Below are 21800 nucleotides of genomic sequence, written 5' to 3'. Positions count from 1 at the left end.
CTGAGTTTTGGGTAAACTCGATGGTTAGATTTTTTACCGCTCCGCCAATACTGTTTGGAGTGAACAAGGATAAGTATCTGAATGAAACAGCTTCTCGATTTTATTCCACTCATTATTTTCTTCGCGCTTTACAAGATGTACGACATCTACACCGCGACGGGTGCATTGATTGTCGCCACCATCATCCAAGTTGCCGTGACTTGGGTGTTGTACAAAAAAGTCGAAAAAATGCAGGTGATTACCGCAGCACTGGTTGCCGTGTTTGGTGGCATGACGCTGTTTTTCCAAGATGACAACTTCATCAAGTGGAAAGTAACCATCGTTTACGCCCTGTTTGCGGGTGGCCTGATTATTTCTCAAATGCTGGGTAAACCGCTTATCAAAGGTATGCTGGCAAAAGAAATCACCCTGCCAGAAGCAGTATGGCGTAACGTGAACAACGCATGGGTGGCATTCTTCGCTGTTCTTGCGGTACTGAACATTTACGTCGCTTACGAACTGCCACTGGATGTTTGGGTAAACTTTAAAGTCTTCGGCCTGATGGCCCTCACGCTGGCGTACACGCTCGCGACTGGCGTCTATATCTACAAACACATGCCGAAAGAGACAGATTCAGAGTAGAATTGTCGCTTCACCGCGCAGGGTAATGACTACCCTGCGCCCTTTTCGATTTTTGATTCCCGGGAAGTAGTATCATGTCAGAATCAAACAACTGGCCTCAGGGCGGTTTTTCCGCGCGCGCGTGCGTTGAAACAATGACGTTGGGTGGAGAAGCATAATCATGTGTGACACGCCAAAAGGCCAACTCCTCTCCCGCACCCTTGCAATGCCGAGCGACTGCAACCCAAACATGCAAATTTTCGGCGGCTGGATCATGTCTCAGCTTGACCTTGCTGGCGGCATCCTCGCAAAAGAAATCTCAGGCGGAAAAATCGTCACCGTTTCTGTTTCCAGTATTGAATTCAAGAAGCCTGTGAATATCGGCGATGTGGTTTGTGTTTACGGTGAGTGCGTCAAAATCGGTCGCACCTCAATGAGCATGGAACTCGAAGTTTGGGTGAAACCAATTAACGATGACGGCATCAAAGAACGGTATAAAGTGTGTAATGCGACCTTCCACTACGTTGCAATTGACAGCGAAGGCCGACCACGAGCGATAAACAAGTCATAAATCAGACATTTCTGCCAGCACTTTGCGGTATCCTTTCGTACACTAGGCAAAAAGCGAAGTATTGGCATACATGGAGAGAGTAGAAATGTGGTACGTCATCTTTTCACAAGACGTAGAAAATAGCTTACCGCTTCGCATGCAAGTGCGAGAGCAGCATCTGACAAGATTGCGTGATTTGGAATCTCAAGGCCGTTTGCTGGTTGCAGGGCCAAACCCAGCAGTAGACAGCGAAGATCCAGGCGAAGCAGGGTTTACTGGTTCAACTGTGATCGCGAAGTTTGATAGCTTAGACGATGCAAAAAGCTGGGCGGATGCTGACCCCTATATCGAGGCTGGCGTGTATAAAAACGTCATCGTTAAGCCGTTTAAGAAAGTTTTGCCTGCCTAACACGCAGTGATATTTAGCAAGGATCCCGCAATGCGAGAATGGTTAACCACTGGAAAATCTGTACTTATCGGCACATTGGTATTGGGTTTGTCTGCTTGTTCAAGTTCTTCCGATCTTGAAATTGCAGAGACCTTTGCTGCTCAACGCGCTGATATGTTGGGCAAAATTGTTCCTGTGAACATGAATGGCTACAACTTGGTTCGCGCAAAAGCCAACAGTGCTGAAATCGAACTGACACTGTTGTACTCAGGCAGTGGTGATGTTGCACCTATCGTACTTGCTGATGGACTGGAAAAACGCTACTGCAAAGAAAACGAAATCTCTTCGTTGATGGACAAAGGCGTTAGTTACAAACTGCTGGTGAGAGATGCACGTGGCAGACCTGTCCTTGAGCGCGTGATCACGCGAGAAGACTGCACAAACTGATAGAAAAAGCCCGCTTCGTTAGCGGCTTTCTTTATTTAACGCTTTCGAATCCCAAGATAAACGACATCACCTTTTCTCTTGGCATTTCACAAGGTTTGAGTGCCCATATGTCGTCAATGAGATAAAGGTTTCCACTCACGAAATCACGGCCAGACAACGCCTCAGCATACACTTTCACAGCATGCCCGTTACTGTATCGCTTCACTGACAATCCCCAACGCTCACCTTTGTAGGTGACATCGTGGTGACCTGAGTCGAGTTCATCTATCCGTTGGAAAGCGTCCATAAAACGCCTCTTGTTTATTTGGCCTGATGTCTAAAGTGAAGCACTTTTAACGCACTGTCAGTGTCAATATCTTCAAACTCAGGTGGATTTTCCAATCTGGATTCAAAAATAAACTCGGGTGCAAGTTCTGCCATTTGCTCAGTTAAGAAGCTCGGCAATACATCAGGCGCATTAACACAAGCCAACACGTCGCCACCTTCAGTGACCAGTTCTGGCAATCTGCGTAAGATCTTGGCGTAGTCTTTGGTCAGGACAAAGCTGCCTTTTTGGAACGACGGCGGATCGATAATCACCAAATCATAAGGCCCCAGCTTTTTCACCTTGCCCCATGATTTAAACAGCTCATGCCCCAAAAAGCTGACTTTGCTGAGGTCATGCTCATTGAGTTGGTGATTTTCACGTCCGCGAGATAACGACGATTTCGCCATATCCAGATTCACCACCTTCTCTGCACCACCTTCAACCGCGGCAACAGAAAAACCACAGGTATACGCAAACAGGTTCAATACGCGTTTGCCTTGTGCATGCTCTTGCACCCACTTGCGGCCTAATCGCATGTCTAGAAACAAACCGTTGTTCTGACGCTTGCCAAGATCCAGCTTGTAAGAGAGACCATTTTCAATCACGTTGATCTGCTGTGGCATTTCGCCCACCAGCGTTTCCGTCTCCGCGCCTTCTCGGTCGCGATGCTGAATGGCAATGGTTTTACCGCCAACCTTTTTCCAAACCTCAGACTCAGTGAATGCTATCGCTTGCGATTCCAATGCGTCATAGAATGCTGGCTCGTCTTCTTTAAAGACGGCAATTTGTAATACGCCCTGCCCCAACCAATCAGCGGTGATTTGCTCTAGGCCTTCATAGCATCGGCCTCGGCCATGAAATACGCGGCGAACCTCGTCACCACATTCGAGCAGGCGCTCAGAGATAACACTGAAGAAGCGAGGCAGCGCACTCGGTGACATCATTCTTTATTTTCCTCTGTTGAAGCAATAGGTGGCTCGGTCAGCACAAGCGGAATACCACTTAGCTGTAGGTTATAAAATTCACCACCTCGACGATGCTGAGAGCGCGCCACTTTACGTTTGCGCTGACGTCTCAGGCTTGCCAGCCCCCAAAACTTATGAGAATTCGTGCTGCGCGTTTTTTTGCGATTAGGCTGCATGCTTGTCTCCAAAAATTACAAGCCATCCATGGTAGCCATCCTGACAGTTCAGGAGATCCCTTTATTTTTGATGCGGTAGTTTCGGCCAATTCAAAAACCAAGGCGTTTGCCAGTCTGAAGGTAGTTCAGGCCACATCTCGCCATGTGAAGGCAATTCCACGAACTGGTAATGCTCGTCGTTATGCGTGAAAGACAGCGAATAGGCATGTAGATAACCGCGATCCGCTGCCTCTCCGCCGTAAATATCATCACCCAGAATGGCTGAGCCGACGCTTTTCAGTGCCACACGAATTTGATGTGTCTTTCCTGTGTAAGGCTTACACAAAAACAGTCGCTTACCTTCGCCGCCCGTTGTTGAAAAAAATTGCGTCGTTGCTGGGTTGGCTTTGCTTGGTAGCAACTTCCATTGGGCGCGGCGGCTTTTGGCCATATCACCGATAATTGTACCCTGCTTCTTCGTCGGTTTTTTTGCGGACAGTGCCAAATAGAATTTCTGCACGGTTTTATCAGCAAACATACCGGAAAGAGCCGACGCGGCTTGTTGGTGTCTGCCCAGCAGCAGTAGACCTGAAGTCATTTTGTCGAGGCGATGAATAAGGTAGAGCTGTTTATCACCCGATGCTTTGGCCACCTCGGTTAACAATGCTTGCTCATTGTCGTCCTTGTGGACGCTGACTCCCGGATGCTTGTTGATCACTAAGAAGTCGTCATTCTGATAAACCAGAGTGAACATGGTTAAACCTGTAAATTGTAACGTCTGCGCAGAGTGTAATCGGAGAGAGAAGACAGTTAAAGCAAAGAGGTGTCGGTGGCGGGAAATAATGAAGAAGAATCCCCGCACTGGCGGGGATTCTCAAACAAATGATTATTTAATCATCGGCCAGAGGAACACCATTGCCATCAAGATTGGGCAAACGATGCGAACGTATGCTGGCCATACTTTCCAGAATTTGCTCTGCCCAAACTCAGGGTAACCTTGACTAAGTTCTTCAAGCACTTGGTTGCGGTTCCAAATCCAACCTGCAATCAGTGCCATGATTAGACCCAGAATAGGTTGCATGTATTCCGTGGTAACGGTAATCACCAAGCCGAACATGGTGTTGAAGTTGAAGATGATTAGCGCAGAGAACAGCGAAATCGCACCACCAATCCACCACACCACGGTTTTACGATCTTTCTTCAGTTCTTCACATGCACAAGAGACTGGCACTTCAAGCATTGAGATAGAAGACGTCAGTGCCGCAATTACCATCAGCGCAAAGAACGCAACGCCGATAATGATGCCCGCAAAGCCCATGGTATCGAACATCGCAGGCAGCACACTGAATACCAGCGTGTCACCGTCAATCAGCGCACCTGCATCATTGTAAATTTGTACACCGTTTTTCTGCGCAACGAACATCGCAGGCAAGATCAGCAAACCAGCTACAAACGCCACGCCCGTGTCAACCAGTGCCACTTGCGCCGCTGTTTTTGGCAGGTTCGCATCTTTACGCAGGTATGAACCGTAAACCATCATGGTACACACACCGATAGACAGGGAGAAGAACGCCTGACCCATTGCACTCACCATCAAATCAGGTGAGAAGTGTGAGGTATCCGGTACCAAGTACATTTTCAGGCCATCAATTGCACCTGGTTGCGTCAGTGTGTAAACCACCATCACGATGAACAGTACGAACAACACTGGCATCAGTCGGCTCGACCACTTTTCGATACCGTCTGCTACGCCGTTCTTCACCACCATAATGGTCAGCAACATGAACACACCCATCAGGATCAGGTTACGCTCAAGGCTAAAACCTTCTAACCACGCGGCTGCGCTTTCCAAGCCGATTGCACTTAGCACTGGACCAATCAAGAAACCAAAGAACCAGCCTGCAACAATGGCGTAGAAGCTCAAAATACCACTCGCGCCCAAAAGGCCGGCAATACCAACAGCACTGCCTAACGCTTTTTGTTTAGGAGCGACAGAAATGAGGGAACGAATAGGGTTCGACGCACCATAACGACCAATGGTCAGTTCGGCGACCAACAGCGGGTACGCAAGAACGAAAACCATCACTAAATAAGTAATCAGGAATACCGCACCGCCATTGCTGGCTGCTTGTGTCGGGAAACCCCAAATATTACCAAGACCCACGGCAGAACCTGCCGCAGCAAGAATGAAACCTAATCTGGAAGAAAACTGGGCTCTATTGCTGTTTGCCATAACTACTCTCTACTACAAACGATGATGTTGTTTAGGGATATATACCCAGCATCTTCTGCCTTTCCTTGGCCTCTCCTAGCTGGCTCGTAAACATAAGTTTACAGGAGACATTTGACCCGCTTTTGCAACAGGCATGGCAAGTAAACCAGCTTTGAAATAAAATTTGAAGCGATCGCGCTATATTTTTCGATCTAGTGGTATTTTTGACCACTCTTTAACCATTTCTGATTACTTCCTAAACACCTAGTAACAATTAATTTTTAACATTCCCCTTACCTTGTCGAATAATTAGCCTCTAAAGACTAGCGATTGCGAATAAGAGACACTAAAGTCGGTGCATAGTCAGCGCCATCGCTCTATATTGGGTGACGATAAGGGCTAAGTTGATTGATATGGAAAAGATTTATCAGTTTCTTGTTTGGGCAAGTGTATTTTTTTACTGGCTGTTAATTGCCGGTGTCACCATTCGTGTCGTGCTGAAGCGCCGAGCTCTCGGGGTTTCCATCGCATGGTTAATGATCATCTATATCATCCCTATCGTCGGGGTAATCCTCTACCTGCTTGTCGGCGAGCTGAATCTCGGAAGAAAACGCGCCGAGCGTGCTAAAGCCATGTTTACGCCTTATGGGCAGTGGCTAGAAACCCTCAGCGACTGTGAAGCCCACAGACCGCAGCATCAAAGCTTTCTCGCACGTCCCGTTCATGATCTTTGCTTGAGACGAGCAGGCATACCGGCATTGGCTGGCAACCAGCTTTCACTCCATTGTGAAACCGCCGACATCCTGCGAAACATCGCCAAAGATGTGCAGTCCGCGCAGCATTCCATCAATATGGTGTTTTATATCTGGCACCCGGGTGGTCATGCCGATGACGTTGCCAAAGCGGTGTGTGACGCCGCAAAACGTGGTGTTACCGTGCGCATTTTGCTGGATTCAGCCGGCAGCAAGACATTCTTCCGCACCCATTGGCCGGATGAAATGCGAAAAGCGGGCGTCGAACTTATCGAAGCATTGGCCGTGAGCCCAGCGCGTATGTTCCTTCGCCGCCTCGATATCAGACAGCACCGAAAGATCGTGATCATTGACAATGAGATTGGCTATACCGGCTCAATGAACATGGTCGACCCTCGTTTCTTTAAACAAGACGCAGGTGTCGGTCAATGGGTCGACATTATGGTGAAAGTTGATGGACCGTCTGTTCCTGTGTTGAACAGCATCTTTGCGTGGGATTGGGAGGTTGAAACCGGACTACGCTATCTGCCAGATTTGCCCGTCTGCCCTCTTATTGAACAGCACGAACACGCTAATCACTCAGTGCAAGTCGCGCCGTCAGGCCCAGGCATGCCAGACGGCATTATTCAGCAAGTGCTGATGTTAGCTATACATCAGGCGAAGAAAAGCCTGACAATTACAACGCCGTATTTAATTCCAAGTGAGAGTTTATTAGCGGCGTTGCAAACAACAGCACAGCGCGGTGTCACGGTTAATCTCATTATTCCGGCCAAGAACGACAGCTTAATGGTTGAATGGGCCAGCCGCTCATTTTTTAATGACCTGTTGAAAACCGGAATTAATATTTACCGTTTTCAAGGTGGTCTTCTTCATACTAAATCGGTTATGGTCGATGAAAACTTCTGTTTAATTGGAACAGTAAATTTGGATATGCGTAGTTTGTGGCTGAACTTTGAATTGACGCTATGTATTGATGATCCGGATTTCTGTGCAGACTTATCATCACTCCAACAAGCATACATGAGCAACTCTACCCCGTTGCTTATTGAAAACTGGCAGAAACGCTCAGTTTTCAATCGCCCAGTTGAACAGTTCTTTTACATGTTCAGCCCACTGCTATAACTCTCAAAAAAACACCAAAAACCGTGTTTTTGGTGTTTTTCCTCTCTTTTTTGAACGAATAATTTAAATTCACATTTTCTTACATTTTTTATGTAAGCGTTTCCACTAGGCGCTTGGTTTACATTGGATGGATATTTAAACGAGATCGAGAGGTAATTTGACCACCCTCTTTACACCCTGTCTTATCCTTGAAACATGCATTTTACCTGCAACTTATTTTTATTAGGTAAATCAGCTTGTTACGCGATGTAAAAAAAGTAAATTCAGCCCAACACACTCTTATCGTAAGAGTGTCTGGCGTATTAGACTTTAATAGATATGACGATGTAATATTCGCGCCACTAATACTATAAAAATGCAATAGAGATAAGCGTGGATATTCAATCGGAACTGAGCTCATTATGTCGTCTAATTACGCTAAAATCAGCAAAGCGCTATCACGACTGGCTGTATGAGCAAGGAGTAACTTTAGGCCCAGAGCAAACCACCACTATTTCAGCCATTGCTAAAGCAGTGGAATTCCGTCAGGGTGATTTAATGGGTTTGCCTTATTTGGCTAGTGAGAAATCAAAAGTAAGTCGCATCGTTCAGAGCTTGGTAATGGAAGGTTATATTAATCGTCGCGATGATATTAACGACCGTCGCTCAAAGATTCTGACTCTGACCGAGAAAGGTCAGGAGATGGCTGACCTACTGGGCAAAGCAGATCAACGTAACTTCGAAATGATCCATGCTCTTCTGTCAGAAGAAGAAGCGGTCTCACTTCGCTCCACGTTGTCCAAAGTGGCTCACGCGATTTAACGTATAAAGAAAACCCGGCACTGCCGGGTTTTTACTTTTCCAGCCTCTCGACGCCATTTTCAACAACGTCTTGATTTCGCTTTTTCATTCAAACGCTTCCCTGAAAACGCCCCTTTTTCGCTAAAACTTACCGTATTAAATACGAGAAAAAAGTTTCGTTTTTACATCAGAATCTTGGTTGCTATCTGCCCTATTTCTTTGTCTTTTTGCATTCTGATGTGCATCACGTTGTCTACACTTTAAGAGCGATTACGGGTGACGCTCCAGGGGAATGATGATGCACGCACGACACAGAAACTATCTATTAAAAGATACGAAGCAACTCCACGCTCATGTCCAAGTTATCCCCACAGGCTTGGTTGAAGTAGAAATTGTGGAGAATCGTCAATGTCATGCTGCCGAGTTCGAACACTTGAGGTTCGAGCGTAGTGGTAGGGTGACGAAGTTAGTGGGCAAACATACGTCAAACGGCAAACCGGTTCATTGGCAATTACCGCTGACCAACGCGGACGCTAGAGAATTGGAAAACCTCATTGAAGAAGCTTCAGAAGAGCTCGAAATATTGATGAGAGACTTGTAACTCGACTACACCTCCTTTTTGGCGCTGCTCAGCAGCGCTTTTCTTTTTCTACGCCTCCGACACTGCACTACGTATGCCTAGCGCACTGATTCTTTCCGCTTATCACCGATATAAACACAGCTAATTACGCTCCATGGATACAAAGAGATAACGTATGTCTTCTATAAGGACATCAAACGAAAACTCTTAGTACGGATACGCTTAAATTAACCAAGAGCGTAATTATGAAAAGAACTCTTAGCATCGCCACACTCTTCATCAGTGCTATTGCTAGTGCTGACGTCCACTTCTCACCTGATTTGAAAGTCGGGATGCAATGGGGAGCAGGTGCGCAACTTGGTGTAAAAGACGTCATGGGCTTTGAAGCAGTTTATGGCAGTTTCGGTGTTTCCGACTCCCACTGGTTTTCAGACAGAGAATCCGTCAAACACTACCGGATAGGTTTGCAGTATGAAGAAAAATCACAACAGGCTTACTCCGTGCAGCTTGAAGCGGGTATCGCTAAGTATCGTGGAACACGGAATTACTTCAGCTCAGGAAGTGAAACGTTACAAGCCTACGGCCCGAGTGTTGGCGCTGCACTGGTGTTTGACTACAACATGCCCGTCAAAGTCAGGTATGGCATGGAGCTTGGCTATTTCCGCCATCAAAACACATATCTGTCGAGCGGCTTAGCCCCTCAGTTCAACGTAGGGTTTATCTTGCCGCTTTAAAACCAACATGTTGCAAGGCTTTGCGAGACAAATAGGGTTTTTATCCATGTTGGCTAATTGTTACCGCCTCATACGATGGATGAATGTACATTTATAGTCACTCTGGTAAAATGCGCGAAATTCAAAAAGTGAGCATGACGAGAGCTAATTATGCCAATGTATGTTGTGGGTCATAAGATCCCTGATTCTGATTCAATCTGCGGTGCAATTGCACTTGCGTACCTGAAAAACCAAATCGGTGAGCCAGCAGTAGCAACTCGCCTGGGCGACGTTTCTCCAGAAACTGCATTCATTCTGGGTCGCTTTGGTTTCGAAGCACCTGAGCTGAAACTAAGCTACGCAGGTGAAGAAGTTTACATCGTTGACCACTCTGAACTGACTCAAGCACCAGACGATATCGCTGAAGCGACTATCGTAGGTATCGTTGACCACCACAAACTGGGTGACCTGACAACGTCTACGCCTCTTGAGTGCTGGATCCGCCCTGTTGGTTGTTCAAACACCGTTATCAAAATGATGTACGACTTCTACGGCGTAGAAATCCCGAAAGAAATCGCGGGCATCATGATGTGTGCGATCCTGAGCGACACGGTTATCTTCAAATCACCAACTTGCACCACTGCGGATATCCGTTGTGTTGAAGATCTGGCGAAAATTGCAGGTATCGAAGATTTCGAAGCACTGGGCATGGAAATGTTCAACGTGAAATCTGCTGTTGCTGGCACGCCAATCCGTGACCTAGTAATGCGTGATTACAAAGACTTCAACATGAACGGCAACCTGGTAGGTATCGGTCAGCTGGAAGTTGTTGATCTGGCAGTATTCGACGAAATCAAAGCTGAGCTAGAAGCTGACATCGCTGTTCTGAAAACAGAAGGTGAGCGTCATACTGTTATGCTGCTACTGACTGACATTATGAAAGAAGGCTCTGAGCTGCTGGTTATCTCGGATGACGTTGAAGTGGTTGAGCGTGCATACGGCAAAGCAACTGAAAACGGCCGCGTGTGGCTGGATGGCGTACTGAGCCGTAAGAAGCAAGTCGTACCGCCTCTTCAAGACGCGTTCGCATAATCTCTCCGCCGAGAGAAAAACACCAAAGGGTGGCATTTTTGCCGCCCTTTTTGTTTTTCGCACTAAGCAAAGTTGACTTCACTCTCCCATACCAAAAACTTAATTATTTGGCGGCACAATGGGTTATGAACATTGTTCGATTTATTTGATAGTTGAGCCTTGTTTCATATTGATGTACGTCACATAACTGTGCATAATTCGCTCAACTTTTCATCAAGAGGAACGAACTGTGTCAACTTTGATCGCTGCAAAAATCTCTAAATATGCCCCTCTTTTCGTAATGGCTAGCGCAACTATCGCGTTCACCATTTTCAACGCTATGTACTGGGGTGGCGTTCTGTAAGTCACAGTAAACGTATACTCTTGTAAAAACCGAGCCTTGCGCTCGGTTTTTTGTTTTCTGAAGGCCATAAAATAAAGACTCAGCAATTTAATCGCTTGCAAACTAATATTGAATATTCACCCCATCACAATAAATACAAATCCAATTAGATAGTTACCAATATCGGATGTATTTTAAATTCACGATATTTCATATGGGAATCAGCTATGGCTATCAACTTTAACCAGAAAATTAGAGGTACTCGCGTCTTTTATAAGGGAGCCCCCACTCCTCCAAAAGGGTTGAAAACACCTACTAGAAAAGCAGAGCAAGAAAACTTTGAAAGTGACCGAGGACGAATCCTAAACTCAGCCGCAGTCAGGCGGCTACAACAAAAAACCCAAGTTTTTCCACTAGAGAGAAACGCCGCGGTCAGAAGTCGTCTAACTCACTCGTTAGAAGTACAACAAGTTGGCCGTTTTATTACTCAGCTGATTTTTAAAAACTTGTCACAAGAGAACAAAGAAAAATACTATCTTGATGGATTAGATCGGCAATTTGAGTCAATTGTTGAAATGTCTTGTGTGATGCACGACATAGGTAATCCACCATTTGGTCATTTTGGTGAACAAGCAATAAATGATTGGTTCGAAAAAAACCTCGATTCACTCATAGCTGATTCGAAAGGCACACCACGCATTGACCTGCCGTTTGAGCTTAAACAAGACCTAAACAGCTTCGAGGGAAATGCTCAAGCTATCCGACTTTTGCACTCTTTATTAGCACTCAACCTTACTTACTCTCAAATATCCGGCGTATTTAAGTACACGCGTCGCGGAGATCAACCCAAACCAAACGCCAAAGATATAAATGACCCATTGTTAGACTTCAGCTATTTAATGAAGAAAGTTGGGTACTACCTAAGTGAACATCAATTTGTCGAATCTATGAAACTGTCGCTCTCCATGGATGATCACTGTCGCTCGCCATTTTCATACATTATGGAAGCCGCAGACGACATATCATATGGTATTGCGGACATTGAGGATGCTGTAGAAAAAGGAATATTAAATTTAGATCAACTAAGCGAAGCTTTAAACAAAGAGTTTCTTCAAATTGCAAAAGAGTTTGGTGTCGTGGCCGAAGAGCAAGGTGAAATGCAAAAAATCCTTCTCATCGCCAAACAGAGCGCGGATAGAGCAGATACATGTGCAAAAAGTCAATTTTTCATTAGTATGCGCGTTGAGATCAACAAGAGGCTACCACAGCATGCCTGCAACCAATTTATCGAAAATATTGAAAGTGTTTTCGCCGGAAAATTCAACAGAGCTTTGATTGAAGATCATAGCTCTAATCACTCACTTGTGGAAACATTAAAATCAGTCGCGAGAAAATATGCCTTTTGCGATGCCGATGTAGAGCAGAGTGAGCTTCAAGGATATCGAATCATTACTGGGTTGTTAGATGCTTATAAACCTCTATTAATGCTAGACAGAAATACCTTTAGCGATATCAGCAAAGCACCGCTTTACGAACGCCGTTTGTATAAAAAGCTACCGAGTAAGCATCTAAAGGCATACAACAATGCCATAAAGTCATTGCACAAAAAAAATGGTGCCGATATTTCCTTTGTGCCTTTTGATTATAATGATGACGTTTGGGAGTTTTATTTCCGCGCAAGGCTAATTCAAGACTACATAAGTGGCATGACAGACCAATTCTCTTTTGATGAGTACCGCTCTTTCCATGTCATGGAGTAATCCTTGTCGGGTCATAGCATCAATAGAGCACGCAGTTTACGGGCTACCGCCATATATTCCCTCCTTCATTTTCCATAAGCCAGAAACGAGAAAGCCCGAGCATTTCTGCTCGGGCTTCGAATATGGCGGTGAGGGAGGGATTCGAACCCTCGATACGTTGCCGTATACACACTTTCCAGGCGTGCTCCTTCAGCCACTCGGACACCTCACCAAATTGTTGTCAGGCTATCGCCTCAACAGGGTCGCTACTATAAAGACTTCACCCACCAGCGTCAATGCTCGCAAAGCCAATTGAAGTTTGAATGACCACCAATTAAACAAATAGTTACCTTAAATTTTCGACGTAGAACAACTATTGTCCTGATCATCATCACATATCTCAGAAATCTTCATTTTCTCGCCGTACAATGGTCTATAAATTAAAGTTTCAAGGTATTGAAGATTTTAAATATGCCACATCTCTACATCAGCAAAGAAGGTTCAGCGATCATCAATATCGCCAGATATTTGATCACAACAGAAGTCGAAGAACGTCTCCGCACGATTGATTCCCTCTCTGACGAATTCCATGTTTCCGTTGGCTTTATCCAAAAAGCCCTCACCACACTTGAATCAGACGGTGCAATCAAACTGCGTAAGCAAGGACGCAACGGAACCTTTATTGATAGCTTGGACTACGACACGCTCGTTAAGAAAGCAGGCTTTAGCCACCTTGTCTGTGCAATGCCGCTACCTTACACCAAGCACTATGAGGGCTTAGCGAGTGGTCTCAAGGCACAAATGGGTCACCTCCCGCTTTACTTCGCACATATGCGAGGCGCAGATGCACGTGCTGAGTGCTTGAAAAAAGGCACTTACGACATCGCGATCATGTCGAAATTGGCGGCGAAAGCGGTTGGTACAGGTGTCAAAGTCGCGTTTGATTTAGGCAAGCAGTCGTACTCTGTCGAGCACAAACTCATTTGCCGTAAAGGCGAGGAAAACAACATCAAGAAAGTGGGTGTTGACCCCTCCTCCCCTGACCAAAAGATCCTAACTGAGAAGGCCTTTCCTAATCATGATGTTGAGGTCGTCGAAATCAACTATACCGACAGCCTCAACCTGCTCAAGTCAGGAAGAATCGATGCTGTGGTATGGCTGCCTGACGCTCTCGACAACAAAAACGATGAACTGACCGAAGTCTCGCTGTCTCACATTCCCGAATGCCAGCAAGCATCAGAAGCCGTCATTCTGGTTAGCGGTGAGTCACCGTATATGCGCGCACTTGTCCGCAAGTTGCTGAACGTTCATGCCCTGCTTGAACATCAAGACGCTGTCATCAAAGGGGAGATTATCCCTAGTTACTAACTCGACCTAATTACAAGGAAGTACCGTAATGCACGAAAGGTTAAACCTACTGTCGCAAGCCAAAGTTATCAGTCAAGAAGCCGCTCAAGGTTGCACGGAAGTCAGCGATTTGCTGTCCGCGCGCCTAGGGCTCGCTTCAGATAACGAACAGTTTCAAATGGCCATCACGCACCTTGCTCGGGCCTATGATCGCATTCAAGCTAACACCCCTGTGGAAAGTGGGATGGATCCTGAATTGTTCGAAGACGTCGCTGGCGACCCGATGTTTGAAAGCATTTCATCACTAAACGATGAAATCGCAGAGATCTTAGCTATCACAGTTCCTGAATCAGAAAACACGTTTATGTTGAGTAACTTACTGTCATTGCATTACGCAGCGGCTGAGGAGTAATCATGCCCATTAATAACGAAGGTTATACGTATTGCCACGAGCACTTGTATATCGACCTTTCTCCTCAGAAAGGCAATATCGATTGCAAGCTCGACCAATACTCGCTGATCGCCCAAGAGTTGAGCGATCTGGTTTCACACGGAGTATTCAATATCGTAGAAGTCACCAATCGTTATATGGGTCGAAATCCTCATTTTCTTGAATGTTTGAAGCGCGATACAGGGATGAATATTCTCGCATCCACAGGCTACTACATCGAAGGCTTCTTCCCGAAAGAGCTCTATGACAAAAGTGCTGAAGCGATTCGCGATGAAATGGTTCAAGAAATCGAAGTAGGCATCGAAGACAGCGGGTTAAAAGCTTCACTGATTGGTGAGATTGGGAGCAGTGAAAATGCCTTTACGGACACGGAGAAAAAGGTGTTCAAGGCTGCGGCGATGGCGCAATACGAGACAGGACGCCCTATCTCAACTCATCTCTCTTTCAGCACCATGGGAAAAGAGCAAATTGTGTTTCTCAAACAATGCGGTGCTGATCTTTCAAGGGTGACCGTTGGCCATTGCGACTTGCGAAACGACCTTGACCAATTACTTTGGATCATCGATCAAGGCTGTTATGTCCAGTTCGATACCATTGGTAAAAACAGCTATTTCCCAGATGAAACTCGCATCAACATGCTTGAAGAGCTCGCCAAGCGCGACCTGCTTGGTCATGTCATGCTCTCACTCGACATTACGCGCCGTTCACACTTGAAAAAGAATGGCGGTCCCGGCTTTTTATACCTCTTGGACACCTTCCTTCCGAAGCTTAAAGAAAGAGGTTTCACCCAGCAGCAAGTTGATACCATGCTGCGCCACAATCCTTACACCCTATTTAACTAGAACAAGGCAGTACGATGAAAAAAATAGGCATTGCAGGCTTACAACGCGAACAAATCAAGCAGCAGATCGAAGCCACTGCGTCCGGTCAATTTGAGTGCCATATCCTCAATGATATGGACGCTGCGATGAAAGTGAAATCCGGAGAGCTCGACTATTTTATCGGCTGTTGCAATACCGGAGCCGGTGCGGCTCTTTCCATGGCGATAGCCATCATTGGTTACGCGCAAAGTTGTACCATTGCTAAGCCCGCAATTAAGGCAAAAGAAGAGGAAATCGCGACTTTCTTGTCAGAAGGAAAGGTAGCTTTTGGATTGTCTGTTGAACACGTCGAGCACGCTATTCCCATGCTCACCAAGCAACTCGCCGCGCGTTAAGGGACAATATGGATTACCTCCAACTGGCAACCGTAACTGCACTTTGTGCAATGACAGCTTTGGTTGCAACTTGAGTGCCTCAATTTTCCACGATGGATTACGGCCGATACTCCCGCAAGTTGCAGATGGCGCCATGCCACGTAAAGATGCAGGCTCAATTGCCTTTGGCCTTTCCATCGGTTTTACCCTTTCAGTCGGGCTTTCTTTCTCGCTTTCAACCGGCCTATTGAACCCTTGGCTGTTATTTTTACCGACAGATGTCATCGGTGTATTTATTGGCAGCCGTTGGCTCGCTGCATTGGCAGGTGGTTGCTGGGGACTGTTCGTTGTCACTGGATTGGCAGGCGTCGACCTTCTGTTCTCAACTCTCCCACTCGACATGACCCTGCCACTCGCTGAAATGGCAAAACCTGTTTTGGCGATTCTTGCTTTGTTTCCAGTGGTCGCTGCGTTTAAGCAATTTGGCTGGCGTGTGGGTGCAGTGTTCGCACTCGTAATGTTTATTGTGTATCTCGCAGCTCTTCAAGGAGAAAGCCTTCAGCCCGAAGTCATTCAAATGGTCACGGGTTCCCTGCTGCTTCTTGTCTTTGCCATTCGCAAAGATCTCAACGACCGAAAAAATGGCATTTCGCCGCCAGACATGAGTGCTCTCCACGGTATTTATGAAGAGAAATATAAACCGCTGATAAAACACCTCCCGTTTCTCACTCTGACGGGTGCGATGATCGCACTTGCAACCAATGCGGGTTACCTCGCGGGCTCTGAGGTGTCGATTTATCCCCTCGCGGAAGCCTACGCCATGCAAGATCCTGAAGGCCAAAGAGCGGCTATCCATCACGTTGCAATTGCAGAAGCACTTCGCGGGCTTGGCTTTGCGCCACTCATTATTATGGCGGCTCTCACGACTGGCATTTATGGCATGGTAGGGCTGACATTTGTGTTTGTCGCTGGCTATCTCGCCCCTAATCTCGCATCCGCCGCCGTACTCGGCGCGCTGATAATAGTGATTGAAATTGGGCTGCTCAAACGAATAAGCCGCTTATTGGAGCAATTTCCGTCACTCAGAGATACGTCAGACAATATTCGCGATGCAATGAACGTGCTGATGGAGTTTGCACTCTTGATTGGCGGTGTATTGGCTGTCATGAAAATGGGCGCAACGACGGGACTCACTCTGTTTGCCGTTTTCTACTTTTTAAATGAGGTGCTTGGGTGCCCAGTACTGAAAATCGCTGCCCCAGCCGCAGCAACGGTAATAACCTGCCTGACACTAAACCTTCTGTACGCTTTTGGCTTAATCGCCTTATAACCCCAAATAAACGAAACCCGAGCAATGCTCGGGTTTCTTGTTCACTATGCCTGATTAAGGACGTTGCGGTTTTGCCTTTGGCTTTCCTTTGCCTTGGAAGTGCTTGATGCTTTTCTTCTGTGCCGTGCGGCGATTGGCTTTTTTGTCTTTTGGCGCACGCTTACTTTCTCCTGTCGAAGGTTTATCCGTCACTGGGAAGTTTTCGAGTTCAACCAATGGCAAATCGCGTTGCGTGAGTTCGCGGATAGCGTTTAAGTAATCACTCTCGCCATGACAAACCAAAGAGATGGCTAAGCCCTCTTGCCCTGCACGCGCTGTGCGTCCTACACGATGCACATAAACAGCAGGGTTCGACGGCAATTCAACGTTAATCACGACAGGTAAGTAATCAATATGAATACCGCGTGCGAGAACGTCCGTAGCCACCAGCACTTGTGCTTGTTTGTTCTTAAACGCATCTAATGCTTGGTCGCGCTCGGCTTGGGACTTGTCACCGTGCAATGCACTTGTTGTGATGCCCGCCTTGTTTAGCTTCTTACACAGCGCATCCGCGTTATCTCTCGCCCCAATAAACACCAACACTTGCGGCCATTCATGGGTTTTGATTTGGTCTATCAGGACATTGGCTTTGCTGCCTTATTGACCAAGTAAAGACGCTCTTCAATACGCTCAACAACACTGTTCGCCGCATGTGCGCGAATACGTACTGGCTCAAACAAGATCTCTGATACTAGCGATTCAACCGCGTCTGGCAGTGTCGCTGAAAACAACAACGTCTGACGCTTAGATGGGAGAGCAGTCAGTATTTGTTTGATATCTGGCAGGAACCCCATATCCAACAAGCGATCTGCTTCATCCAACACCAAATGGCGAACCTCGGAAACATCAATGGCATCATCGTCGAGCAAGTCTTTCAAACGCCCTGGTGTGGCAACAATGATTTGAGGCTTGTCAGCCAAGGTTTCGATTTGTTCGGCTTTGCCCACCCCGCCACACAGAGTAGCAATCTTGATGTCGAGCGGCATTGCCAAATCATTCAACGCTGTCGACACTTGGGTCGCTAGTTCTCGGGTTGGCACAATAACAACCGCCCTATTGCTGTTTTCAGGCTGGCTTAGTGCTGAAAGCAGAGGCAGACCAAAAGCAAGCGTCTTACCACTTCCCGTTTGTGCCAATGCCAGCACATCCTTACCCGATGTTACTGCTGGAATCGCTAGCGATTGAATAGAAGTCGGCGTTTTACATTGTGCTGCCAGTGCCGCAACAACCGCAGAAGCCAAGCCCAATGAATGGAATGAAGGTGAGGTTTCAACAGACATGAATGTGCTCAAAGGTATAACTCTAGTTTGGGCGCGAGTGTAGCATAACCTCGCTCATCCTTTGGTATCAGCAAGCTTTCGAAGCAAGGGTAACCGTGCCAATACCAACAAAAAGCCCAAGCAATTTTGCTCGGGCTTTCTTATCTATGTGGAATCAATCGAATGAAAACGTCGTTTGATTACTAGTCTTGGTACGCTTCGGTGCATTCAGGGCGTTGTTGCAATTGCACACCCATCAAGAAGTTGCGAAGGATCTGGTCTTTACATTCGCGGTAGTGCTTGTTTTCCGGCTTGCGGAAAAATGCACTCAACTCGTGTTTGCTCAAACGGAAGTTCGCCAGCTCCAACACTGCCAACACATCTTCTGCTTTCATATCCAGTGCGATACGCAGCTTCATGAAAATCATGTTGTTGTTCAGGCGCTTCTCTGGAACTGGTTGTTCACCTTCGCGACGGCCACGCTTGGTATTGATCAGGCCATTAAGGAAAATTGCTAACTCAGTATCTGTTGCCTTCACGAACGCTGCATCGTCGTCTTTACGCAGCCAATTCACCACTTGCTCTTGGTTCACAGTGTGGTCAGCGGCAGCGAAAATCTCGACCATTTGCGGGTCTTTGAAATCGAACGTGTAGCGGATACGGCGAAGAATGTCGTTGTTATTCAAAATAATTCCTAATGTGAATGTCATCTGTACCAGCATCTACCGGAAAAAATGCACAAAAACAAAGCCCCACTCTTTCGAGCGGGGCTTTGTTTCTAAATATGGCGGTGAGGGAGGATTACTCGTCACTCCGCTCTTCGCCCCTTTGGGGCCGTCGGCAAACCACGTTGCGCGGCTTCGTCGCTGTGCGAACCCTGACTCGGGTTCTCACCCTCCCGACTATCATTTCTGACGTCTAGAAACGAGAAAACCCAAGCATTTCTGCTTAGGTTTTGAATATGGCGGTGAGGGAGGATTCGAACCCTCGATACGTTGCCGTATACACACTTTCCAGGCGTGCTCCTTCAGCCACTCGGACACCTCACCAAATTGTTTGTTGGACTTGTCGTCTCAACGAGGCCGCTACTATAAGTAACCCCTTTGCCTGCGTCAATGGTTATCGTAAAAATCCGGTTTAAGTGTTTATGTTTGCGTCAAAAAGCGGCTTTATCGATGTATCCGCAGCCAACCACTTCTCCATCTGCATCGACCACTGTTAGAATGTGACTCTGAATTAAACAAGAGAATCACACATGTCTAACTCGCTATCTCAATTCATTATCGAAAACGGTCTGGAACAGAACCTGTTGTCAGCAATGCAAACGGAAGGCTTTGTTACCGCAATGGCAGCAGCGCCAAACCTGATCGACCCAAGCGAGTGGCTGGCATTTATGTGGGGTGGCGAGGAAGAATCTCCATTCTCGACGCACGAGCAACTGGAAGCTTACGCAAACATCATCGTTAACCTTTGGAACGAACAGCGTCAGGCATTGCTGTCTAACGCCTGGACTTGGCCAGAAGAGTGCCAACTGAGTGACACAGAAATTGTTAACGAAGCGACCCGCGAATACTGCGAAGGCCTGCTGCAAGGTTGGACGCTGGCACGCGATGATTGGGAAACCATCATGCCAGAAGATTCAGAAGACAACGCACTGCTGGGCGGCGTACTGCTTTCTATCAGCCTGATGTTCGACCCAGAATCTGCATTCGCAGCAATGGAAGAGCAAGGCGCGGCAGATTTGGCGCAATTCGAAGAAATCTTCAACGCCATGCCAGTCATGCTGTGCGGCCTGACCATGCGTGCGTTGCAACGCGCCGAAGACCAGTAATTATTCTTCGTTGACCAGTAATTAACCTTCGTCGAAAAGGCAGGTGTTTACCTGCCTTTTTTCTTTTGTTGGCGAAACACAATCTAAACGCGAACTTTTCATACAATCCTGCTATAGTCCCGCCCCTATTTCATACTCTGGTTAAAAAGTGCGTCATCGCCTTACCAGATAATGACGATTCTTAACACCAACGTTGTCATTTGACGACGTGCAGCGCAGGACTATGACTGTGACCAAACAAGCATTTTCTACCCTACCGTTAAAGCCAGAGCTTATCTCTACGCTGAACGATATCGCTACGCAGAAATGACGCCGATTCAAGCTCAAAGCCTTCCAGCCATTCTGGATGGTAAAGACGTTATTGCTCAAGGCAAAACGGGCTCAGGTAAAACGGCAGCGTTTGGTCTTGGCCTGCTGAACCGCCTGAACGTGAAACGCTTCCGTGTTCAATCACTGGTGCTTTGCCCTACCCGTGAACTGGCGGATCAAGTGGCTATCGAAATCCGTAAATTGGCGCGTGGCATCCATAATATCAAAGTACTAACCTGTGTGGTGGCGTACCAGTTGGCCCTCAAATTGGCTCTCTGGAACATGGCGCGCACATCATCGTAGGCACACCCGGTCGTATCCTTGATCACATGGAAAAAGGCCGTTTGTCACTGGAAGAAGTGAACACACTGGTTCTTGATGAAGCTGACCGCATGCTGGAAATGGGTTTCCAACCAGCGCTTGATGCGATTTTTGCTGAAGTACCAGCAAACCGTCAAACGTTGCTGTTCAGTGCGACCTACCCAGCGCAGATCCAAAACATTGCTAAGCAAATCATGGTGAAGCCAGAGATGGTAAAAGTAGAATCTAACCATGACAGCAGCAGTATCACGCAATACTTCTACGAGTGTGATGGCAACAAAGACCGCATGCATGCGCTGCGTTTGTTGCTTCTGAAACACCAGCCAGAAAGTGCCGTGGTGTTCTGTAACACCAAGCGTGACGTTAAAGATGTTGCTGCTGTGCTTGAAAACGATGGCTTTGCTGTTGTGGCACTGCATGGCGATTTGGAACAACGTGATCGCGACCAAATGCTGCTGAAATTTGCTAACAAGAGCGTGACTGTGATGGTTGCAACCGACGTTGCTGCGCGTGGTTTGGACATCGATGCATTGGACGCGGTGATCAACTACCACATGGCGTACGACACTGAAGTGCACATTCACCGCATCGGTCGTACTGGCCGTGCAGGCAGCAAAGGTGCAGCCTATACCTTCTTCGGTCCAGAAGACGGTTACAAAGTCGCACTGCTTGAAGACTACCTTGAGCGTGAAGTGAAAGGCTCTGCACTGCCAGATACATCAGTGCTGAACAACACTCCGCCACAACCGGCAATGGTGACGCTGCACATTGAAGGTGGCAAGAAAGCCAAAGTCCGTCCGGGAGACATTCTAGGGGCGCTGACTGGCGAAGACGGCATCGACGGTAAAGATGTTGGTAAGATCAAAGTGACCGATTACCGCTCTTACGTTGCGGTTAACCGCAACGTGGCGAAGAAAGCCTTGAAGAAATTGTCGAGCGGCAAGATCAAGGGTAAAACCTACCGTGTTTGGCAACTTCGCTAATCCGCTTTAGG

General features: G+C 47.0%; 22 protein-coding genes, 2 tRNA genes, 1 other RNA gene and 2 pseudogenes. 17 read left to right on the top strand and 10 right to left on the bottom strand.

What is annotated here, in order from left to right; all coding sequences use genetic code 11:
- Positions 1–81: 81 nt before the first annotated feature.
- The 4 genes from ATN88_RS14275 (at position 82) to gspS2 (ending at position 1985) form a co-directional block, all read left to right on the top strand.
- Entirely contained in the window at positions 82–621 is a 540-nt protein-coding gene (locus ATN88_RS14275; RefSeq protein WP_067417111.1) for a septation protein A, read from the top strand.
- 160 nt (positions 622–781) lie between these two features.
- Positions 782–1171, top strand: a complete 390-nt coding sequence (gene yciA / locus ATN88_RS14270; RefSeq protein WP_067417109.1) for an acyl-CoA thioester hydrolase YciA — start codon at positions 782–784, stop codon at positions 1169–1171.
- 85 nt (positions 1172–1256) lie between these two features.
- Entirely contained in the window at positions 1257–1559 is a 303-nt protein-coding gene (locus ATN88_RS14265) for a YciI family protein (RefSeq protein ID WP_067417107.1), read from the top strand.
- A 30-nt stretch (positions 1560–1589) separates the two neighbouring features.
- Positions 1590–1985 carry a type II secretion system pilot lipoprotein GspS-beta gene (gene gspS2 / locus ATN88_RS14260; RefSeq protein WP_067417105.1) on the top strand — a complete coding sequence of 132 codons (396 nt, stop codon included), beginning with the start codon at positions 1590–1592 and terminating at the stop codon, positions 1983–1985.
- A 31-nt stretch (positions 1986–2016) separates the two neighbouring features.
- Here gspS2 and ATN88_RS14255 read toward each other — a convergent pair whose 3' ends face one another.
- The 5 genes from ATN88_RS14255 to ATN88_RS14235 all read right to left on the bottom strand — a co-directional run bounded on the left by ATN88_RS14255 (position 2017) and on the right by ATN88_RS14235 (position 5645).
- Positions 2017–2271 (bottom strand): hypothetical protein, encoded by a 255-nt coding sequence (locus ATN88_RS14255; RefSeq protein ID WP_067417102.1) that lies wholly within the window; start codon positions 2269–2271, stop codon positions 2017–2019.
- A gap of 14 nt (positions 2272–2285) precedes the next feature.
- Positions 2286–3236: a class I SAM-dependent methyltransferase gene (locus ATN88_RS14250; RefSeq protein ID WP_067417099.1), complete on the bottom strand. Its 951-nt coding sequence runs from the start codon at positions 3234–3236 to the stop codon at positions 2286–2288.
- Entirely contained in the window at positions 3233–3433 is a 201-nt protein-coding gene (locus tag ATN88_RS14245) for a hypothetical protein (RefSeq protein ID WP_067417095.1), read from the bottom strand. The genes ATN88_RS14250 and ATN88_RS14245 overlap by 4 nt, the downstream gene beginning before the upstream one ends.
- 61 nt (positions 3434–3494) lie before the next feature.
- Positions 3495–4166, bottom strand: a complete 672-nt coding sequence (locus tag ATN88_RS14240; protein ID WP_067417092.1) for a TIGR01621 family pseudouridine synthase — start codon at positions 4164–4166, stop codon at positions 3495–3497.
- Positions 4167–4298: 132 nt separating this feature from the next.
- Entirely contained in the window at positions 4299–5645 is a 1347-nt protein-coding gene (locus tag ATN88_RS14235) for a sodium-dependent transporter (protein WP_067417089.1), read from the bottom strand.
- A 392-nt stretch (positions 5646–6037) separates the two neighbouring features.
- Between ATN88_RS14235 and cls the strand changes: the two genes are divergently transcribed.
- The 6 genes from cls to dgt all read left to right on the top strand — a co-directional run bounded on the left by cls (position 6038) and on the right by dgt (position 12745).
- Positions 6038–7498: a cardiolipin synthase gene (cls, locus tag ATN88_RS14230; protein ID WP_067417086.1), complete on the top strand. Its 1461-nt coding sequence runs from the start codon at positions 6038–6040 to the stop codon at positions 7496–7498.
- A 372-nt stretch (positions 7499–7870) separates the two neighbouring features.
- Positions 7871–8299, top strand: a complete 429-nt coding sequence (locus ATN88_RS14225) for a MarR family winged helix-turn-helix transcriptional regulator (RefSeq protein WP_067417083.1) — start codon at positions 7871–7873, stop codon at positions 8297–8299.
- A 277-nt stretch (positions 8300–8576) separates the two neighbouring features.
- A complete protein-coding gene (locus ATN88_RS14220) occupies positions 8577–8879 on the top strand; it encodes a hypothetical protein (RefSeq protein WP_067417602.1) in 303 nt (100 codons plus the stop codon).
- Between the two features lie 224 nt (positions 8880–9103).
- Positions 9104–9592 carry a hypothetical protein gene (locus ATN88_RS14215; RefSeq protein ID WP_157490725.1) on the top strand — a complete coding sequence of 163 codons (489 nt, stop codon included), beginning with the start codon at positions 9104–9106 and terminating at the stop codon, positions 9590–9592.
- Between the two features lie 150 nt (positions 9593–9742).
- Positions 9743–10663: a manganese-dependent inorganic pyrophosphatase gene (locus ATN88_RS14210; protein ID WP_067417076.1), complete on the top strand. Its 921-nt coding sequence runs from the start codon at positions 9743–9745 to the stop codon at positions 10661–10663.
- 549 nt (positions 10664–11212) lie between these two features.
- A complete protein-coding gene (gene dgt / locus ATN88_RS14200) occupies positions 11213–12745 on the top strand; it encodes a dGTPase (RefSeq protein WP_083539490.1) in 1533 nt (510 codons plus the stop codon).
- A 123-nt stretch (positions 12746–12868) separates the two neighbouring features.
- Here the strand turns inward: dgt and ATN88_RS14195 are convergent.
- Positions 12869–12956, bottom strand: a tRNA-Ser gene (locus ATN88_RS14195).
- A gap of 239 nt (positions 12957–13195) precedes the next feature.
- Between ATN88_RS14195 and yhfZ the strand changes: the two genes are divergently transcribed.
- The 5 genes from yhfZ to ATN88_RS14170 are packed head-to-tail and all read left to right on the top strand — an operon-like array spanning position 13196 to position 17047.
- On the top strand, positions 13196–14092 hold the full coding sequence (yhfZ, locus tag ATN88_RS14190) for a GntR family transcriptional regulator YhfZ (protein WP_067417071.1): 897 nt from the start codon (positions 13196–13198) through the stop codon (positions 14090–14092).
- A gap of 28 nt (positions 14093–14120) precedes the next feature.
- Positions 14121–14483 (top strand): PRD domain-containing protein, encoded by a 363-nt coding sequence (locus ATN88_RS14185; RefSeq protein WP_067417068.1) that lies wholly within the window; start codon positions 14121–14123, stop codon positions 14481–14483.
- Positions 14484–14485: 2 nt separating this feature from the next.
- A complete protein-coding gene (locus ATN88_RS14180) occupies positions 14486–15364 on the top strand; it encodes a phosphotriesterase family protein (RefSeq protein WP_067417065.1) in 879 nt (292 codons plus the stop codon).
- A 14-nt stretch (positions 15365–15378) separates the two neighbouring features.
- Positions 15379–15738 (top strand): DUF2620 domain-containing protein, encoded by a 360-nt coding sequence (locus tag ATN88_RS14175; RefSeq protein ID WP_067417062.1) that lies wholly within the window; start codon positions 15379–15381, stop codon positions 15736–15738.
- Positions 15671–17047, top strand: coding sequence for a YhfT family protein (locus ATN88_RS14170; RefSeq protein WP_332308902.1), 1377 nt, complete (start codon positions 15671–15673; stop codon positions 17045–17047). Before ATN88_RS14175 ends, ATN88_RS14170 begins: the two co-directional genes overlap by 68 nt.
- Positions 17048–17101: 54 nt before the next feature.
- Here ATN88_RS14170 and ATN88_RS14165 read toward each other — a convergent pair.
- The 4 genes and pseudogenes from ATN88_RS14165 to ATN88_RS14150 form a co-directional block, all read right to left on the bottom strand.
- Positions 17102–18366, bottom strand: a pseudogene (locus ATN88_RS14165) (DEAD/DEAH box helicase).
- 182 nt (positions 18367–18548) lie between these two features.
- On the bottom strand, positions 18549–19031 hold the full coding sequence (locus ATN88_RS14160) for a YehS family protein (RefSeq protein ID WP_067417595.1): 483 nt from the start codon (positions 19029–19031) through the stop codon (positions 18549–18551).
- 99 nt (positions 19032–19130) lie between these two features.
- A non-coding RNA gene (locus ATN88_RS14155) (RtT sRNA) lies at positions 19131–19259 on the bottom strand.
- A gap of 48 nt (positions 19260–19307) precedes the next feature.
- Positions 19308–19394, bottom strand: a tRNA-Ser gene (locus tag ATN88_RS14150).
- Between the two features lie 206 nt (positions 19395–19600).
- On the opposite strand from ATN88_RS14150, the gene ATN88_RS14145 reads away from it, so the two are divergent.
- Together ATN88_RS14145 and dbpA are read left to right on the top strand one after the other, a co-directional pair.
- Entirely contained in the window at positions 19601–20176 is a 576-nt protein-coding gene (locus ATN88_RS14145) for a UPF0149 family protein (RefSeq protein ID WP_067417059.1), read from the top strand.
- Positions 20177–20405: 229 nt separating this feature from the next.
- Positions 20406–21789, top strand: a pseudogene (gene dbpA / locus ATN88_RS14140) (ATP-dependent RNA helicase DbpA).
- Positions 21790–21800: the final 11 nt, after the last annotated feature.

The organism is Enterovibrio coralii (assembly GCF_001559595.1).
Lineage (GTDB): Bacteria > Pseudomonadota > Gammaproteobacteria > Enterobacterales > Vibrionaceae > Enterovibrio > Enterovibrio coralii.
The sequence above is the reverse complement of the archived record's forward strand: the minus strand, read 5'-3'. Positions and strand labels throughout refer to the sequence as shown.

Coding starts and splice junctions, on each gene's coding strand:
- yciA (WP_067417109.1), top strand. CDS start 782: ATGTGTGACACGCCAAAAGGCCAACTCCTCTCCCGCACCCTTGCAATG.
- ATN88_RS14220 (WP_067417602.1), top strand. CDS start 8,577: ATGCACGCACGACACAGAAACTATCTATTAAAAGATACGAAGCAACTC.
- ATN88_RS14240 (WP_067417092.1), bottom strand. CDS start 4,166: ATGTTCACTCTGGTTTATCAGAATGACGACTTCTTAGTGATCAACAAG.
- ATN88_RS14255 (WP_067417102.1), bottom strand. CDS start 2,271: ATGGACGCTTTCCAACGGATAGATGAACTCGACTCAGGTCACCACGAT.
- ATN88_RS14235 (WP_067417089.1), bottom strand. CDS start 5,645: ATGGCAAACAGCAATAGAGCCCAGTTTTCTTCCAGATTAGGTTTCATT.
- ATN88_RS14215 (WP_157490725.1), top strand. CDS start 9,104: ATGAAAAGAACTCTTAGCATCGCCACACTCTTCATCAGTGCTATTGCT.
- ATN88_RS14210 (WP_067417076.1), top strand. CDS start 9,743: ATGCCAATGTATGTTGTGGGTCATAAGATCCCTGATTCTGATTCAATC.
- ATN88_RS14250 (WP_067417099.1), bottom strand. CDS start 3,236: ATGATGTCACCGAGTGCGCTGCCTCGCTTCTTCAGTGTTATCTCTGAG.
- ATN88_RS14145 (WP_067417059.1), top strand. CDS start 19,601: ATGTCTAACTCGCTATCTCAATTCATTATCGAAAACGGTCTGGAACAG.
- dgt (WP_083539490.1), top strand. CDS start 11,213: ATGGCTATCAACTTTAACCAGAAAATTAGAGGTACTCGCGTCTTTTAT.
- ATN88_RS14175 (WP_067417062.1), top strand. CDS start 15,379: ATGAAAAAAATAGGCATTGCAGGCTTACAACGCGAACAAATCAAGCAG.
- cls (WP_067417086.1), top strand. CDS start 6,038: ATGGAAAAGATTTATCAGTTTCTTGTTTGGGCAAGTGTATTTTTTTAC.
- gspS2 (WP_067417105.1), top strand. CDS start 1,590: ATGCGAGAATGGTTAACCACTGGAAAATCTGTACTTATCGGCACATTG.
- ATN88_RS14180 (WP_067417065.1), top strand. CDS start 14,486: ATGCCCATTAATAACGAAGGTTATACGTATTGCCACGAGCACTTGTAT.
- ATN88_RS14275 (WP_067417111.1), top strand. CDS start 82: ATGAAACAGCTTCTCGATTTTATTCCACTCATTATTTTCTTCGCGCTT.
- yhfZ (WP_067417071.1), top strand. CDS start 13,196: ATGCCACATCTCTACATCAGCAAAGAAGGTTCAGCGATCATCAATATC.
- ATN88_RS14185 (WP_067417068.1), top strand. CDS start 14,121: ATGCACGAAAGGTTAAACCTACTGTCGCAAGCCAAAGTTATCAGTCAA.
- ATN88_RS14265 (WP_067417107.1), top strand. CDS start 1,257: ATGTGGTACGTCATCTTTTCACAAGACGTAGAAAATAGCTTACCGCTT.
- ATN88_RS14245 (WP_067417095.1), bottom strand. CDS start 3,433: ATGCAGCCTAATCGCAAAAAAACGCGCAGCACGAATTCTCATAAGTTT.